Origin of the sequence: Chromohalobacter sp. 11-W, assembly GCF_029889905.1 — a bacterium.
In the GTDB taxonomy this organism is placed as follows: domain Bacteria; phylum Pseudomonadota; class Gammaproteobacteria; order Pseudomonadales; family Halomonadaceae; genus Chromohalobacter.
The window spans coordinates 15,586-30,367 of record NZ_JARANZ010000004.1 but is presented as its reverse complement, the minus strand read 5'-3'; the positions used below and the strand labels follow the sequence as shown (position 1 = coordinate 30,367).

Annotated in this window: 11 protein-coding genes; 7 read left to right on the top strand and 4 right to left on the bottom strand. The window is 61.7% G+C overall.

Annotated features, from left to right (window positions below; genetic code table 11):
- Window positions 1-11 precede the first annotated feature (11 nt).
- Window positions 12-3,497, bottom strand: coding sequence for a mechanosensitive channel MscK (gene mscK / locus OP494_RS06830; RefSeq protein WP_280540013.1), 3,486 nt, complete (start codon window positions 3,495-3,497; stop codon window positions 12-14).
- A 116-nt stretch (window positions 3,498-3,613) separates the two neighbouring features.
- Between mscK and OP494_RS06825 the strand changes: the two genes are divergently transcribed.
- From OP494_RS06825 to OP494_RS06810, 4 genes are all read left to right on the top strand, one after another.
- Window positions 3,614-4,678 carry a phospholipase A gene (locus OP494_RS06825; RefSeq protein ID WP_280540011.1) on the top strand — a complete coding sequence of 355 codons (1,065 nt, stop codon included), beginning with the start codon at window positions 3,614-3,616 and terminating at the stop codon, window positions 4,676-4,678.
- Window positions 4,679-4,761: 83 nt separating this feature from the next.
- Window positions 4,762-5,094, top strand: coding sequence for a YqjD family protein (locus tag OP494_RS06820; RefSeq protein ID WP_082021365.1), 333 nt, complete (start codon window positions 4,762-4,764; stop codon window positions 5,092-5,094).
- A complete protein-coding gene (locus OP494_RS06815) occupies window positions 5,094-5,489 on the top strand; it encodes a phage holin family protein (RefSeq protein WP_280540007.1) in 396 nt (131 codons plus the stop codon). The genes OP494_RS06820 and OP494_RS06815 overlap by 1 nt, the downstream gene beginning before the upstream one ends.
- Window positions 5,476-5,766 carry a YqjK-like family protein gene (locus tag OP494_RS06810; protein WP_246939257.1) on the top strand — a complete coding sequence of 97 codons (291 nt, stop codon included), beginning with the start codon at window positions 5,476-5,478 and terminating at the stop codon, window positions 5,764-5,766. The genes OP494_RS06815 and OP494_RS06810 overlap by 14 nt, the downstream gene beginning before the upstream one ends.
- A gap of 46 nt (window positions 5,767-5,812) precedes the next feature.
- On the opposite strand, the gene OP494_RS06805 is transcribed toward OP494_RS06810, so the two are convergent.
- Together OP494_RS06805 and OP494_RS06800 are read right to left on the bottom strand one after the other, a co-directional pair.
- Window positions 5,813-6,235, bottom strand: coding sequence for a hypothetical protein (locus OP494_RS06805; RefSeq protein WP_280540006.1), 423 nt, complete (start codon window positions 6,233-6,235; stop codon window positions 5,813-5,815).
- Window positions 6,236-6,264: 29 nt separating this feature from the next.
- Window positions 6,265-7,449: an NAD(P)/FAD-dependent oxidoreductase gene (locus OP494_RS06800; protein ID WP_280540004.1), complete on the bottom strand. Its 1,185-nt coding sequence runs from the start codon at window positions 7,447-7,449 to the stop codon at window positions 6,265-6,267.
- A gap of 289 nt (window positions 7,450-7,738) precedes the next feature.
- Between OP494_RS06800 and OP494_RS06795 the strand changes: the two genes are divergently transcribed.
- The gene (locus tag OP494_RS06795) at window positions 7,739-8,884 is read left to right on the top strand and encodes an efflux RND transporter periplasmic adaptor subunit (protein WP_280540003.1); all 1,146 of its coding nucleotides are present in this window, start codon (window positions 7,739-7,741) and stop codon (window positions 8,882-8,884) included.
- Window positions 8,884-12,006, top strand: a complete 3,123-nt coding sequence (locus OP494_RS06790) for an efflux RND transporter permease subunit (RefSeq protein WP_280540001.1) — start codon at window positions 8,884-8,886, stop codon at window positions 12,004-12,006. Before OP494_RS06795 ends, OP494_RS06790 begins: the two co-directional genes overlap by 1 nt.
- Window positions 12,007-12,233: 227 nt before the next feature.
- Here OP494_RS06790 and OP494_RS06785 read toward each other — a convergent pair whose 3' ends face one another.
- Window positions 12,234-13,235 carry an aldo/keto reductase gene (locus OP494_RS06785; protein WP_280539999.1) on the bottom strand — a complete coding sequence of 334 codons (1,002 nt, stop codon included), beginning with the start codon at window positions 13,233-13,235 and terminating at the stop codon, window positions 12,234-12,236.
- Between the two features lie 235 nt (window positions 13,236-13,470).
- Between OP494_RS06785 and OP494_RS06780 the strand changes: the two genes are divergently transcribed.
- The gene (locus OP494_RS06780; protein WP_280539998.1) at window positions 13,471-14,697 is read left to right on the top strand and encodes a multidrug effflux MFS transporter; all 1,227 of its coding nucleotides are present in this window, start codon (window positions 13,471-13,473) and stop codon (window positions 14,695-14,697) included.
- Window positions 14,698-14,782 lie beyond the last annotated feature (85 nt).

Sequence of the window (14,782 nt, the reverse complement as noted above, 5' to 3'; positions counted from 1 at the left end):
TGCCCTTCCCCTCATTCATCGCTGCCAGTCGTACCGTCTCCGCCGGGGCTGCGACCGGTATCGACATCCTCGATTCCATCGCGTCGCGCCGGCCTCGATGTCGACACCTCGCCACCCAATGGGGCATCCGCCTGGGGCTGCGAACTTACCCAGGCCTGCCGCCCCGACGCATCATGCAGCCAGACATCCATCTGATTGAACGCAATGCGAATGCCGTGCTCGTAGAACAAGGCATCGAGGCGTCGATTGATTTCATCGCTGGCATAAAGGCGATCCATCAAGTCATTGACGAAGATCCGCAACTCGAAGCTGAACGCCGTCGCGCCGTATTCGAGGCAAAATATCTGCGGCTCGGGCTCCCGCAGCACGCGTGGATTTTCCTCGGCGGCCTGGCGCATCAGGCGATGCACCTGCTCCAGGTCGGAGCCGTGCGAGACACCATAGGTCAGCACCACCCGCGTGATGTTGTCGGAAAGCGACCAGTTGATCAGTTGATCGGTGACGAAGGTCTTGTTGGGAATGATGATTTCCTTGCGGTCGAAATCCGTCACCGTAGTGGCGCGAATGCGGATACGGCTGACCGTCCCGTGCAAGTTCCCTAGGGTGATGGTATCGCCGATACGCACCGGGCGTTCGAACAGGATGATCAGCCCCGAAATGAAGTTGGCGAAGATTTCTTGTAGCCCGAAGCCCAGCCCCACGCCCAGCGCAGCGACCAGCCATTGCAGCTTGTCCCACGACACCCCGAGCGTTCCCAACGACACCACGACCCCGGTGCCCACGATGGTGTAGGACAACAGCGAGGAAATGGCATAGGCACTGCCCTGCTTGAGGCTCAAGCGCGAAAGTACCATGACCTCCAGAAGCCCGGGCAGGTTGCGCGCCATCATCAAGGTCAACGCGACCAGCACCAGCGCCGTGAGTACATCGGCCACGGTGATCGGGCTGGTGGTCATCGCCTCGCCCTGGCCGCGCTCGATCTGCCACACGGTGACGTTATCGAGATAAGACAACACGCTCAGCAAATCCGCCCACACCACGTAAAGCAGCAAGGTAAAACCCAGAAACAGAATCAGCTTGGACAGGCGCAGCGACTGCTGGTTGACCTGCTCCATGTCCAGCGGTGGCTCTTCGATCACCTCGAGTCCGCTTTCGGTGTCCTCCTTGGCCTGCGCACGGCGACGCGCCACCGCGCGCCGATAAGCCAGTCGCCGTGCCGCGACCGCCAACCCGCGAACGACCGCCGCTTCAACAAGAATCCACAACCCGAGAATATAGAGCGAGGTGATAAAACGTCCGACCAAACTGAGCGCGGTGTACTCGAACCCCATGACGATCAGGCCCGCGAGTATCAAAGGCACGACCGACAACGCCAAGCCCAGCAGCAGACGGAAGAGTTTGAGGCCGAAAAACGGCACATGCGCGAGGATCAGACGCACCAATACGACGGTCATCGTCACCAGCCCCAGCAGCAGCAACAGCAGCGACAACGGCTGCTCCGCCAGACGCACATCGCTGTAGGGCGCGACGTTGCTGATCAAAATGACCGGAATCAACGCGATGCCCAGCCACAACAACAAGTGCCGCAAGCGCAACACGTATTGCGGCGACCAATGAAAGTGACGCGCCGCCACACCATCGGCGACCAGCAAGCGTCGCGACCAGGCGACGACGCCCCATGCCAGCGCTAACTGCAACAGCGCGGCGCCCAACATGACGGCAAACCCATGACCGCCCAAGTTGAGCACGCCGCCGACGGCCGCCAACGACAAGGGACCATGCGCGGCGAGTAATGCGTTGAGCGCAATCGCCCGGGGCGTATGCATCTGAGTATCGCGCTTGAGACGCCCGATTTCCTCGTGAAGCCGGAGTAGCGACGCCTTGATACGACGCCGCAACAGCAACAGTCCAGCGGAAAGCAGCCACAGCGGTATCATGGCAAACGCCTCAGCATCGGGGCGCTGCCAGGCGGACACCAACGTCGAACGCCAGTCGCCCTGCGTCATGGCTTGCCACAGCGTGCGTGGAAATTGCCGCAGCCATGTCCAGTCGAGAGGCCGTCCGTTGGCCACCCAAAACAGCTGCTCTTCAATGGTCGCGCGCAGCGCGCCGCTGATCTCCAGCAACTGCTGCTGATTGAGCTGCTGGTTGATGGCAATCGTCAGCAGATTGCCGTATTCCTCGTCGAGCTGATCGAGCAACTTACGGCGCGACTCGAATAGCTTGATCAACGCCTCGCGCAGGCCCGAGGCGTCGTCGATATCCGCGTCGGCCAGGCTTTTATCAGCGAGTTGCTGGGGGCGACGCAGAACATCGCGTTGCTGCGATAGATCGAACTGACGCAGACGCAGGTCGGCGATCTCATCCTGCAAACCGCCTAGCTCATCCACCTCGGGTAACGACTCACGCTGCTCACGGAGAATGCGCGACAGCAACAGGCTGCCGCGAATCGCGTCGATTTGTTCGTTGAGCGTGCGCTGGACCTGACGTACACGGTCAAGTTGGGTACGCGTTTCGATACCCTCACGCACCAGGTCGTTAGCACGGTCGGTCACCTCCAGCAACTCATCGCTCAGATCACGATTGACCTGCTGAACCTTGGTCAACACGGGATGAGAAGCGATGGCCTCGGCATCGTCACGGCCGACATCGGCGATAGCCTTCTCCGACTGCTCACGTCGCTCCCGGTCCAGCGCAGACTGTAACGCCGACAATTGGTCTTCCTGGAGCGCGATGCGCTTTTCCAACACATCGCGCTGCTGCATTGCCAACTCGCGCAGCCGAGTGTTGTGAGAAAGCTCGCTCTGATGCCACCGCGCGCGGTGCTCAGCCAATGTCTGCTCGACCCGGTAGCGGTCGCGTTTGGCCAGCTCCACCTCGTTTGATTCTTCGACGTCGTCCAGATCGGCAAGTTGCGACTGGCGCGTATCGGCACGTTCTCGAGCTTCGGCGATCGCCGTCTGGGCGCGCTCGGGCAGGGTCTGGGCACTGATCAACTGGGCGTTGACGTCCGCCAGACGGCTTTGCAGCGTCTCGAGCTGTTCTAGGGCATCGCCGGTGCGCTCGCGCAACTCGTCCAGCGATAAATCGCCAAGATCGCGCTCACTCGGTGACGCCGACGCCTTTTCCAGACGCTGCAGCTGTTGCGTCAAGGATTGCGATTCCTGAGGCGCGTTCTGTGCACGCTGCTCGAGCGCGTCGAGTTTAGCGTCGACCGTGTCGAGCTCTTTCAGCGCCTCCAGCGTCGCGCGGGTATCGTCTATGGCCGCGCGCTGGCCGCTATTGGGCTGCTCAATGGACTGCAGTCGATCCAGGCGCGTCGTCAGCGCGTCATGTTCAGGTAATGCCGACTGCGCCGAGGCGTCGCCAATCGCCCACAGCAGGCAAATCGCCACATATACGATACAATGGCTGACACGCCACATGGCATGCGCACGCCCATGCCGCCCAGGCCAGCATTGCCAAGCGAATAAATGATGCCAGCGTCGACACGACATGCTCTGTCCTCGTCCCCATGCGTTGCGCCGATTGTCGGTGCGTGACACGCACATGGCAATCTTGTGCGGATATTTGCGTTCTAACACCAGCGTGATAGAAACATTCACGATGACCAATGCTAGCCATCGACAAGGTACTAAATGACATGGAGTCACCACGCCCCTGCTTGCCGATTCTCATGTTGCTCACGCTCGTGCTGTCCGCTCCTGCGCAGGCCGCCGCCACCCTGAGCGACAGCGAGCGCGAGGCCATTGAAGCACGCGTCCAGTCACTGGAAGCGGAGCTTCACGAACTGCGTGAAACATTGGCCGACGACGCCACGACCACAGAGGCCGACGCCACGCCCGAAGAACGCAAGGTGCAGAACGTAGAAACCCGCGCCGACAAACGTCGCGAGCTGGAACGCGAGTCGTCGCGCAACCCTCTGGCGGTGACCACGTATCGGCGCAATTATCTATTGCCGTGGGCCTACAACGCCAATCCGGATCAAGACCGCTTCCGCCAGGTCAGCGATGCGGCCAACGCCGATAGCGCCGAGGTCAAGTACCAGTTGAGTTTCAAGGTCAACCTGATCGAAGATCTGTTCGACGATAACGGCGATGTGTACTTCGCCTACACCCAGCGAAGCTGGTGGCAAGCCTACAATTCCGAAGCGTCGGCCCCCTTTCGCGAGACCAACTACGAACCCGAGGCTTTCATCAGCTTCGATAACCGTATGAGTGCCCTAGGCTGGACCAATACCATCAATCGCATCGGCTTCGCTCACCAGTCCAACGGCCGCTCCGACCCGTTGTCGCGTAGCTGGAATCGTGTCTACGCCGATATGGTGTTCCAACGCGGCGAGTGGGCGGTGAGCGTCGCGCCCCACTGGCGAGTTCCCGAGAACGAAAAAGACGACGACAATCCCGACCTTGAGGACTACATCGGCTATGGCGACATCACCATGGTGCGCGCTTTTGGCGATCAGGAAATTTCCCTGCTGATGCGCGGCAATCCCGGCAAGGACCATTACGGCGCCCAGTTGGACTACTCGTTCCCGCTATTCGGTAAGGTGCGCGGTTACGTTCAGTATTATCACGGCTATGGCGAAAGCCTGATCGACTACGACCACAGCAACCGCCGCATAGGGCTCGGTTTCAGCATCAACACCTTCCTGGCCGGCATTCCTGGTCTAGAGTAACGATGCAGGCCAGGAAGGGCTGTTGATACGCCTGCTTGGCCTGCTATGCTGAAGACGCCATTAACCTGTCAGAGGAAGACACCATGACCATGCAGCCTACCGGCGGCCACCGCGAAAGCGAAGCTTCCACCGAGCAGCTCAAGGATGACCTGCGCCACCTGTCACAGACCGTTGAAGAACTGGTCAAGGCGACAGCTGACGATTCCCGCGGCCACATCACCGAGGCACGCGAGCGTGCTCAACAGCGTCTGAGCGAAACGCGCGCCAAGCTCGAAGCACGCGGCGAAAAATTCTACGAAAGCGCACGCGACCAGATGGATTGCTGCGATCGTTACGTGCGTGACAATCCCTGGACCAGCATCGGCATCGGCGCTGGTGTCGGGGTCGTCATTGGCTTGCTCATCGGGCGTCGCTAATGGCGGATCGCCAGGGACCGGCGGAGCGCGTCATCACCTCGGCGCGCCGTCTGCTTTCCAATATGATCGCCACAGGCGAGACGCGTTTGCGTCTCGCCGTGCTCGAGTTGGAAGCCGAACGCGATCGTATGCTCAGCCTGCTATTGCTGGCGGGCGCAGCGCTGATCACTTTCTCTTTCGCCCTCGGCATGTTGCTTTTAATGCTGGTGGTTCTGTATTGGGAAGATCATCGCCTGCTAGCCATTGGTGTTTGCGCGGCTGTACTGTTCATCATCACCGCATGCTTTGCGTTCGGTGCCAAGCGCATCGCCAAACGTCGGCGCTTGATGCAGTCCACCTTGAGTCATTTGGAACAAGACCGCCAAGCGTTGGGAGGCTCTCGTGAATCGTCGTGAACGCGCTGCGGAACTCGAATATCTCGAGACCCGCATCCTGCAGCAGCGTCTCGATATGGGGCATGCATTGCATGACTGGCGCGATGCCACGGCGCCTATCGATCATGGCTGGCAGCGCTTGATGCAGTGGCGTGCGCCTTTGCTCGGCGGCTTCGGTCTGCTCGCGGCGCAGGGCGTGCGACGGCCGAGGTCCACACGCGCCTGGATGCGTCGCGGACTTTCGACCTTCTTATTGTTCAATCGAGCCCGCGCCTTGTATCACCTCGTACGCCGTTAGCCCCATGCTATGGGCATGAAGCCCCCGCTCGGGGGCTTTTTCATATTCAAAGTGTCAGCCGGCGCGTCAGCTCGGCATCGATATCCTCTTCGTCCGGCGACAGGCGTACATAGGGTACGCCCCATGTCGTCAGCCGCTCACGCGTTGCATCGGCGAAGACGGCCAGCTCGTCCGCATGGCAATAAACCACCGCCGCCACGCCATGACGTTCCACCAATGACGGCACCTCACTGGGATAGTAGACACGTACGCCTTCCACTTGCGTGCCGTGATGCCAGGGGTAGTCGTCGACCACCGCCAGCGCCCTATAGCGTGTCGAGCGTGCGAAATGCGTCAGCAGTCGGTAATGCGCGTATTCCAACCCGCAAACGACGACCGGTAATCGCTCCCGCGTTGCTTTCTTGGCACGACGGGAAGGGAGCCACTGGCCTATGGCCTGCCAGAGCGCTTGCGATGCGCGTTGCAGCATGGACGCCTCCTCTTGTTTTTTGCCTCTTATTACAGAGCCTGTCCGCAAGCCACGCCCGAGGCCCAAGCCCATTGAAAGTTGAAGCCGCCCAACTGACCGGTGACATCCAACGCCTCGCCGATGAAACGCAGCGCCGGCAGCCCTTCCACGGCAAAGGTCTTGGAAGAAATCGCCTGCGTCTCGACGCCTCCCAGCGTCACCTCGGCGGTCCGCCAACCCTCGGTCCCGGCGGGTTTGAGCTGCCAGCGTTTTAGTTCACCCTCCAGGCGCGCCACCTCACGGTTGGAAAGCGCTCCCAGCGGCTGTTCCGTCACCCCTTGCCATTCGCACCAGGCCTGCGCCAGGCGCTTGGGAAGCCACTCACCCAGCCACGTGGACACATGCCGCTTGGGCGCTTCATGACGCATGCTGGCCAGTTCCCCGGCAACGTCGATATCCGGCAGCAAGTCGATGGACAATGCCATGCCCGGCTGCCAATGGCTGGAGGCCTGCAGCATAGCCGGCCCCGAGACACCGCGATGCGTGAACAGCATGGGTTCACGATAACGCCCTTCGCCGACCTCGGCCGTCACCGGGCAACTCACCCCCGCCAGCGACGCGGCTCTTTCTCGCCATTGCGAGGTCAGCGTGAACGGCACCAGCGCGGCGCGCATCTCCGTGACGCCCAAGCCAAACTGACGGGCGATGTCATAGCCGAAACCGGTGGCCCCCATGGTGGGAATCGACAATCCGCCGGTGGCGATGACCACCGCACCGGCATCGATGACGCCACCCGAGGTCTCGAGACGCATGCCCTCGCCGCGTCGTTCGAGGGAGGTGATACGCGTCTTGAGGCGCACCTCCGCCCCGGCCCATTCGCATTCGGTGAGCAACATGGACACCACTTGCTTGGCCGAATCGGCACAGAAGAGCTGCCCCGGCGCCTTCTCGACATGCTCGATGCCATGGCGCTCGACGAGCTCGACGAAATGGCCCGGCGTATAGCGCTTGAGCGCAGAGATGCAGAAATGCGGGTTGGCGGAAAAGAAATGCTCCGGCCCCGTCGCCAGGTTGGTGAAATTGCAGCGCCCGCCCCCGGACATCAATATCTTCTTGCCCGCCTTGTTGGCATGGTCGAGCACCAACACACGCCGCCCCTCGTAACCAGCGGTCAGTGCACACATCAGTCCCGCCGCGCCGGCACCGATCACCACTACGTCATAGGTTTGCGCCATCGTCGCGTCTCATTGCTGGCAAAGGCGAACATTCTAAGCGTTATCCGAGAAAGCGACGAGCACGGACTCTGCACCCGCCTATCGCGTTGAACGCAACGTCGTGACCGGCCGCGCCAAACGTGAAAAAAGCGTGCATGATGCCTTGTGAGCCAATACGTACTTTTATCCAGCGTCCAGGTCGGATACAACGACAGTCTCCCGGGCGCGTATTATCCGGTGTCACAGGGTCAGCACCACGCAGGGGCGTGCCCGCGCTCATCGTCAACGAGTAGCATAATAACGAGACACTATGCCCGTATTTCCTCTCCCGGCCGTGAGCGCACTCGGTCGGTACACTCTCGGGCTGGCGGCATTGAGCCTGCTGGCACTGACAGGCGCTCAGGCACAGGAAGACACCGACCGCACGCAGGTCATCGCCGTGAAGGCCTCCACCGCCACGTGGAGCGATCCGCTGGAAGCACTGGGCACGCTGCGTGCCGACGAGAGCGTGACGCTTTCCGCAACCGTGACCGAGACCGTGGCCGAACTCAATTTCGATGACGCCCAGCGCGTCGCCGAGGGCGAGTTACTGATTCGCCTCGACGATAGCGCAGAACAGGCCGAACTGCGCGCCGCCCGCGCATTGCGTCAAGAACGCGAAAACGCCGTGCGACGCGCCCGGCAATTGCAAGACCGCAACGTCGGTACCCGCGCCAACTTCGAGGATGCCCAGGCCCAACTTGCCCAGGTCGACGCCCAAATCGACGAGATCCAATCACGCCTCGCCGATCACCGCTTGCGCGCGCCGTTCGACGGCACCGTCGGTCAGCGCAATCTCAGCGTCGGGGCACTGGTCACGCCCGGCACCGAGCTAGTAACGCTCGACAAGCTCGATTACATGAAACTCGATTTCACCGTTCCCGCGACGGTACTCGACATGCTCACACCAGGGCTTTCGCTCAGCGCCACCACTCCCAGCTATCCCCAACGCACCTTTCGTGGCGAGGTGACCAGCATCGGCACGCGTATCGACCCCGTCTCGCGCAGCGTCAGCGTACGCGCGCGCCTGCCAAACCCCGAGCGCATGCTGCGCCCTGGCATGCTGATGGTGGTCACGCTAGAACGCAATCCACGCCAGACACTGGTAGTGCCGGAGTCCGTCCTGGTGCCCAGCGGCGACCGCCAATACGTCATGCGCATCCTCCGGGATGCGGACAACCGCATCCAACGCCACCAAGTGGAGATCGGCAAACGCCGCGCCGGGAACGTCGAAATCCTCGACGGCCTCGCGCCGGGCGACTGGGTCGTCAGCCATGGCATGAACAAGGTACGCGATGGCGATCACGTGGATATCCTGGCGCTCGACGATGGCAGCCGCACCATCAGCGAAATCCTCGAGACCGCGCGCGACGGCGAGGTACGCGGCGAGCAAGAACGTGACGGAGAAGACGGCTGATGCGCCTTTCCGATACCGCCATTCAGCGCCCGGTGCTAGCGACCGTCTTCGCCCTGTTGTTGATCGCCTTCGGCATCCTCGCGCTCGAACGCTTGCCGGTGCAGGAATACCCCGCCATCGACCCACCGGTGGTCAGCGTCGAGACGAACTACCCGGGCGCGTCGGCGAATGTCGTGGAAACGCGCATTACCCAGGTGATCGAAGACCGCATTGCCGGCATCGAAGGCATCGATCTCATCGAGTCGACCAGCAGCGATGGCGAATCGGAGATCGACATCACCTTCAACCTCGACCGCGACATCGAAGCGGCGGCCAATGATATTCGTGACCGGGTGTCCGGGGTCAGCGATAACCTGCCCGAGGAAGCCGACCCACCGGAAGTGGAAAAATCCGATAGCAGCGACGACGTCATCATGTGGCTGAGCCTCACGGCTGAAGGCTACTCGGTACCCGAACTGACCGATTACGCCAATCGCTACCTGGTCGACCGTTTCTCCACGCAAACCGGCGTTTCGCGCGTACGCGTCGGCGGTGGCAAAGAATACGCCATGCGGGTGTGGTTGAAGCGCAATGCACTGGCCGCCCGCGACCTGACCGTCAGCGATGTGGAAGGCGCATTGCGCGCCGAAAACGTCGAACTCCCGGCAGGCTTTCTGGAGTCCGACTCGCGCCAGTTCACCCTGCGACTGCCGCGCAGCTTCGAGACCGCCGAGGACTTTCGCGACCTGGTCATCGACCAGGGCAATGACGGCTATCTCACGCGACTGAGCGACGTGGCGCGTGTCGAAGTGGGCTCGGTGGAAGAGCGTTCACTGTTTCGCGGCAACGGCGTGCCCATGGTCGGCCTGGGCGTCATGAAACAATCAACCGCCAACATTCTCGAAGTCTCCCAGGGCGTCAAGGCAGAGATGGAACGTCTGCAACCGACGTTGCCCGACGGCATGCAACTACGCCTCAACTTCGACTCCTCGGTGTTCGTCTCCGGCGCCCTGAAGGAAGTCGTCGCCACGCTGTTCATTGCCATGGGGCTGGTCGTCATCGTGATCTTCCTGTTTCTGGGCAATGTGCGGACAACGCTGGTGCCCGCGGTCACCGTACCGATCTCGATCATTGGTACCTTCATCGCCCTGAACGCCTTCGGCTTCACGCTCAACCTGCTCACGTTGCTCGCCCTGGTGCTGGCCATCGGCCTGGTCGTCGACGACGCCATCGTGGTACTCGAAAACGTCCACCGCCGCATGCAGCTCTATGGTGAAACACCGCTGGTGGCCGCCTTTCATGGCACACGCCAGATCGGCTTCGCGGTCATCGCTACCACCTTGGTGCTGATCGCGGTGTTCGTGCCATTGAGCTTTCTGCGCGGCGATATCGGGCGCTTGTTTTCCGAATTCGCGTTGACCCTGGCCGCCGCCGTGGCGATCTCCTGCCTGCTGGCGCTGTCGCTGGCCCCCATGATGTGCTCCAAGATCCTCGACCCGCGGATGCACGAAAGCCGCATCAGCCATGCCGTACATACCTTGCTCGACGCCACCCAGCGCCTTTATCGCTACGTACTCTTTACTCTGTTAGGCGTGCGCTGGCTGTGCCTGGTCGTATTCGTCGCACTGCTGGGCGCCACGGCCTGGCTGTTCACCGAGCTACCCAACGAGTACACCCCGAAGGAGGATCGCGGTAATTTCTTCATCCTCGTCAACGGCCCCGAAGGTGCCACCTTCGACTACATGCAGGACTACATGGACGAGATAGAAGCGCGCCTGCTGCCACTGGTCGACGAAGGCGAGATCCGCAACATCTCGGTACGCGCACCGCGCGGCTACGGCAATATCGAGAACTTCAACGACGGCATGGTGATTGTCAGTCTCTCGGATTGGGGGGAGCGACGTTCGGCCTGGGACATCATGGCCGACGTGCGGCAGCGCCTCGCGGACCTCCCCGGGGTCGAGGCCGCCCCGGTGATGCGACAAGGCTTCGGCGGGCGCATTCAGAAACCGGTGCAATTCGTGATCGGCGGCGGCACTTACGAATCGCTGGTTGCCTGGCGCGACCGCCTGTTCGAGCGCATTCGCGAGGACGATTCGGGACTCACCGCCGTGGAGAGCGACTACAAGGAAACCCAGCCCCAACTGCGTATCGAGATCGACTACCAGCGCGCCGCCGCCCTCGGCGTGACCGTCGACACCATCGGCCGCACCCTGCAAACGCTACTCGGTGGGCGCAGTGTGACCAGCTACGTGGATGACGGCGAGGAATACGACGTGATGCTCGAAGGCGAGCGCGACACGCAGCGCAGCCCCAGTGCACTGGACAACATCCAGGTGCGCTCCGAGCGCAGCGGCGAATTGATTCCACTGGCGAGCCTGGTCACTCTCAGCAACTATGCCGATGCCAGCGAGCTCAACCGCTTCAATCGCGTCCGCGCGATCACCCTGGAAGCCAATCTCGAGGACGGCACTTCCATGGGCGAGGCGCTGGGATATCTCAACGCCATCGCCGACGAGGAACTACCCGCCGACGCCATGATCGATTACAAGGGCCCGTCGCGAGACTATCAGGAAGCCAGTGGCGCTACCGCCTTCCTGATGCTCATGGGCCTGCTGGTGGTCTTCCTAGTGCTCGCGGCGCAGTTCGAGAGCTTCGTGCATCCGCTGGTCATCATGCTGACCGTCCCCCTGGCGATCAGCGGCGCCCTGCTCGGCCTATGGCTGACCGGTCAGTCGCTGAACATCTACAGCCAGGTAGGCATGGTGATGTTGGTCGGGCTCGCCGCCAAGAACGGCATCCTCATCGTCGAGTTCGCCAATCAGCTCCGCGACGAAGGGCGCGCCTTCCGCGACGCCCTGATCGACGCCTCGGTGACGCGCCTACGCCCGATCCTGATGACCGCTGTGACCACCATGGCCGGCGCCGTGCCGTTGATTCTCGCCAGCGGCCCCGGCGCCGAAACACGCCTGGTCATCGGCACGGTCATCTTCAGTGGCGTGGCCGCCGCGACGCTGTTCACGCTCCTCGTCGTGCCCGTGGCCTACGATCTTCTGGCACGGCACACCGGCTCGCCCAGCGATGTGACACGACGCCTCGAGCGCGAAATGGGCATGACGTCACATGACACTTTCGCTTCTTGATCACTTTCGCTTCATGATCACTTTCACGTCTTGATCAACGGTGCTGGGAAGAGAGGGATAGAAACGCAGCACGGAGGGGGATAATAAAAACCCCGGCCATCCTGGCCGGGTGTTTGCACGGCGTTTCCCTTGCCGCACTTTTATACTAAAACCTGGACGGTCGTTTGCCTGTCAGATATTACCGACACGACCTGTGCGCTAAAGACGGCGCGTGGGACGCCTCGGCATCAGGCAAATTCCTCGGTATCGATATCCGCCTGCTGGGCATCGCTGTAGCGTCCGCCGCGCACTTGATCGGGCGTCATCATCGCGTTCAACTTTTCGAGCGAGTCGGCATCCAATCGCAATGTCTCCGCTGCCAGGTTCTCGCGCATGTGCGCGACATCACGCGTGCCGGGAATGGGCACGATATCGGTGCCCTGCGCCTTCACCCACGCCAGCGCTAACTGCCCTGGCGTGATCTCAAGCTCAGCGGCCAGCGCGGTGAAATCCGCCAACAGACGCTGATTGTGCGGATAATGCTCATCGCTGAAACGGGGCATACCGCGCCGCATATCGCTTTCTTCCAGACGCGCCGTGTCCGGCACCGCATCCGCCAGAAAGCCCCGACCCAGCGGGCTGAACGCCACCAGCGTGGAGCCCAGTTCGCGACATGCCGAGAGCAAGGCGATCTCGGGATTGCGCGTCCACAACGAATATTCCGACTGCACCGCCGCCACCGGATACTCGGCGTGGGCACGGCGTAGCGTCTCGGCAGAGATCTCAGACAAGCCCACCGCACGCAGCTTGCCCTCCTCGACCAGCCGTCCCAGCGCCCCGACGCTCTCCTCGATGGGCACCTGGCGATCCATGCGATGCAAGTAATAGAGATCCAACCGGTCGGTACGCAAGCGCTGCAAGCTCGCCTCGCACTGGCGACGCAGCGTTTCGGGGCGCCCGTCGATCACCTTGCGGCCCAGCGCCGGGTCAATCGCCATGCCGCACTTGCTGGCCAGCATCAACTGATCGCGCCGCCCTTCGAGCGCCTTGCCCACCAGCGACTCGTTCGCCGTCGCCCCGTAAAGCGTCGCGGTGTCGAAATGGCGATAGCCCATCTCGAACGCCGCCTGCAACGCCCGCACACCCTCGGCTTCCGGCACCGGCGTCCCATAGCCATGGGACAAGTTCATGCAGCCAAGCCCGATGCTCGGCGACGCAACCTCCTCGAGAAGAGACAACACATTCGGCATGGGGAAATCCTTGTCGGGTGAAAAGACTGGGCAGCAGCCAGGATGACAGACACACAGCTTAGCAAAATAACGGCGGACAAGGCTGCGGCTAGCGTTGCTAAGCGCGTTCGCCACGCCAAGAACATTCGCGAGGCGTTGGTCAAATAGTCATACAACGCTAACTCGCGTAAAGTGCTAATAGATATCGTGCTATTTAATTCTTGCACACTCTTATTTCATCTTCACGAGGCGATTCGTGACCGACCCCACCAATTCGACACCCACCTCCGCTACGCAGAGCACTCCCGCACGTGCAGTGCCGGCGCTATGGATGCTGGTGCTCATCACGTTGGCCGGCACACTGGCCATGCATATTTTCGTGCCGTCGCTACCCATTGCCGGCGAGGCCTTGCACGCCAACAACGCCCAGATGCAGTTGACGATCAGCCTCTACATTCTGGGACTGGCGCTCGGCCAACTCTTCTATGGGCCACTGTCCGATGCGCTGGGTAGAAGACCCGCACTGATGCTGGGCATGTTGATCTATAGCGTTGCGGGCATCGTCGCCTGGCAGGCTCAGAGCGTCGAAACGCTGATCACGGCCCGCTTCTTTCAGGCCTTTGGCGGGTGTGCAGGCCTGGCATTGGGGCGCGCCATGATCCGCGATACTGCCGCCCCGGACCGCGCCGTACAACGGCTAGCGGTACTCAACTTGGTGGTGGCCATCGGCCCAGCGCTAGCGCCGTTGGCCGGGAGCCTGCTAACCACCACTCTGGGCTGGCGTAGCGTACTACTGGCGTTGTGTTTGATGGGGATCGGTAACCTGCTGTTCGTGTGGCGGCTGATGCCGGAAACCACGCAAGCCACGGGGCGTATCAATCTGCCCGGTCTGGCCTATGAGTATCGCACCTTGATTCGCTCCCCTGCTTTCATCGGCTACGCGATCGGGGGCGGCTGCGCCACCACGGCCATGTTTGCCTTCGTTGCCTCGGCGCCGTTCATCTTCGTCGAACAGTTGGGAAAGCCAGCGAGTCACGTGGCGTATTATCTCTCCCTGCTGATTCTGAGCATTTCGTTGGGCAACTTCATCACCAACCGCGCCACTCATCGTGTCGGGCTGGTTCGATTGATGCTATCGGCGAGCCTGCTGAGCCTGGCCGGTGGCATCTCGATGCTGGTCGTCGTGTTCGCCGGCTGGGCGTCTGTCGTCACCCTCGAGGCTTCGATGCTACTGTTCACGCTGGGCGTGGGCATGACCGGCCCGACGGCACTGACGCTGGCCGTCAGCATCAACCCCAAGGTCGTGGGCTCGGCCGCCGGCCTCTACGGATTTGCCCAGATGGGCATCGGCGCTCTGTGTACCGCGCTCGCCGGACTAGGTGACAATCCGGCTCAGGCAGCGGCCATGGTGCTTGCCACGGCCGCCATCATCGGACAGATAGCGCTAAGAACCGCTCTGCGATTCGATCGCCAGGCAAAGTGACGCCGGATCGATCGGTTTTGCCTGCATAGAAGATCCTCCGGCAAATACTCATCGTATTTCTCCACCTGCTTGTTCTCGGCCAGGC

Coding starts and splice junctions, on each gene's coding strand:
- OP494_RS06800 (WP_280540004.1), bottom strand. CDS start 7,449: ATGGCGCAAACCTATGACGTAGTGGTGATCGGTGCCGGCGCGGCGGGA.
- OP494_RS06815 (WP_280540007.1), top strand. CDS start 5,094: ATGGCGGATCGCCAGGGACCGGCGGAGCGCGTCATCACCTCGGCGCGC.
- OP494_RS06825 (WP_280540011.1), top strand. CDS start 3,614: ATGCTAGCCATCGACAAGGTACTAAATGACATGGAGTCACCACGCCCC.
- OP494_RS06805 (WP_280540006.1), bottom strand. CDS start 6,235: ATGCTGCAACGCGCATCGCAAGCGCTCTGGCAGGCCATAGGCCAGTGG.
- OP494_RS06790 (WP_280540001.1), top strand. CDS start 8,884: ATGCGCCTTTCCGATACCGCCATTCAGCGCCCGGTGCTAGCGACCGTC.
- mscK (WP_280540013.1), bottom strand. CDS start 3,497: ATGTCGTGTCGACGCTGGCATCATTTATTCGCTTGGCAATGCTGGCCT.
- OP494_RS06795 (WP_280540003.1), top strand. CDS start 7,739: ATGCCCGTATTTCCTCTCCCGGCCGTGAGCGCACTCGGTCGGTACACT.
- OP494_RS06785 (WP_280539999.1), bottom strand. CDS start 13,235: ATGCCGAATGTGTTGTCTCTTCTCGAGGAGGTTGCGTCGCCGAGCATC.
- OP494_RS06820 (WP_082021365.1), top strand. CDS start 4,762: ATGACCATGCAGCCTACCGGCGGCCACCGCGAAAGCGAAGCTTCCACC.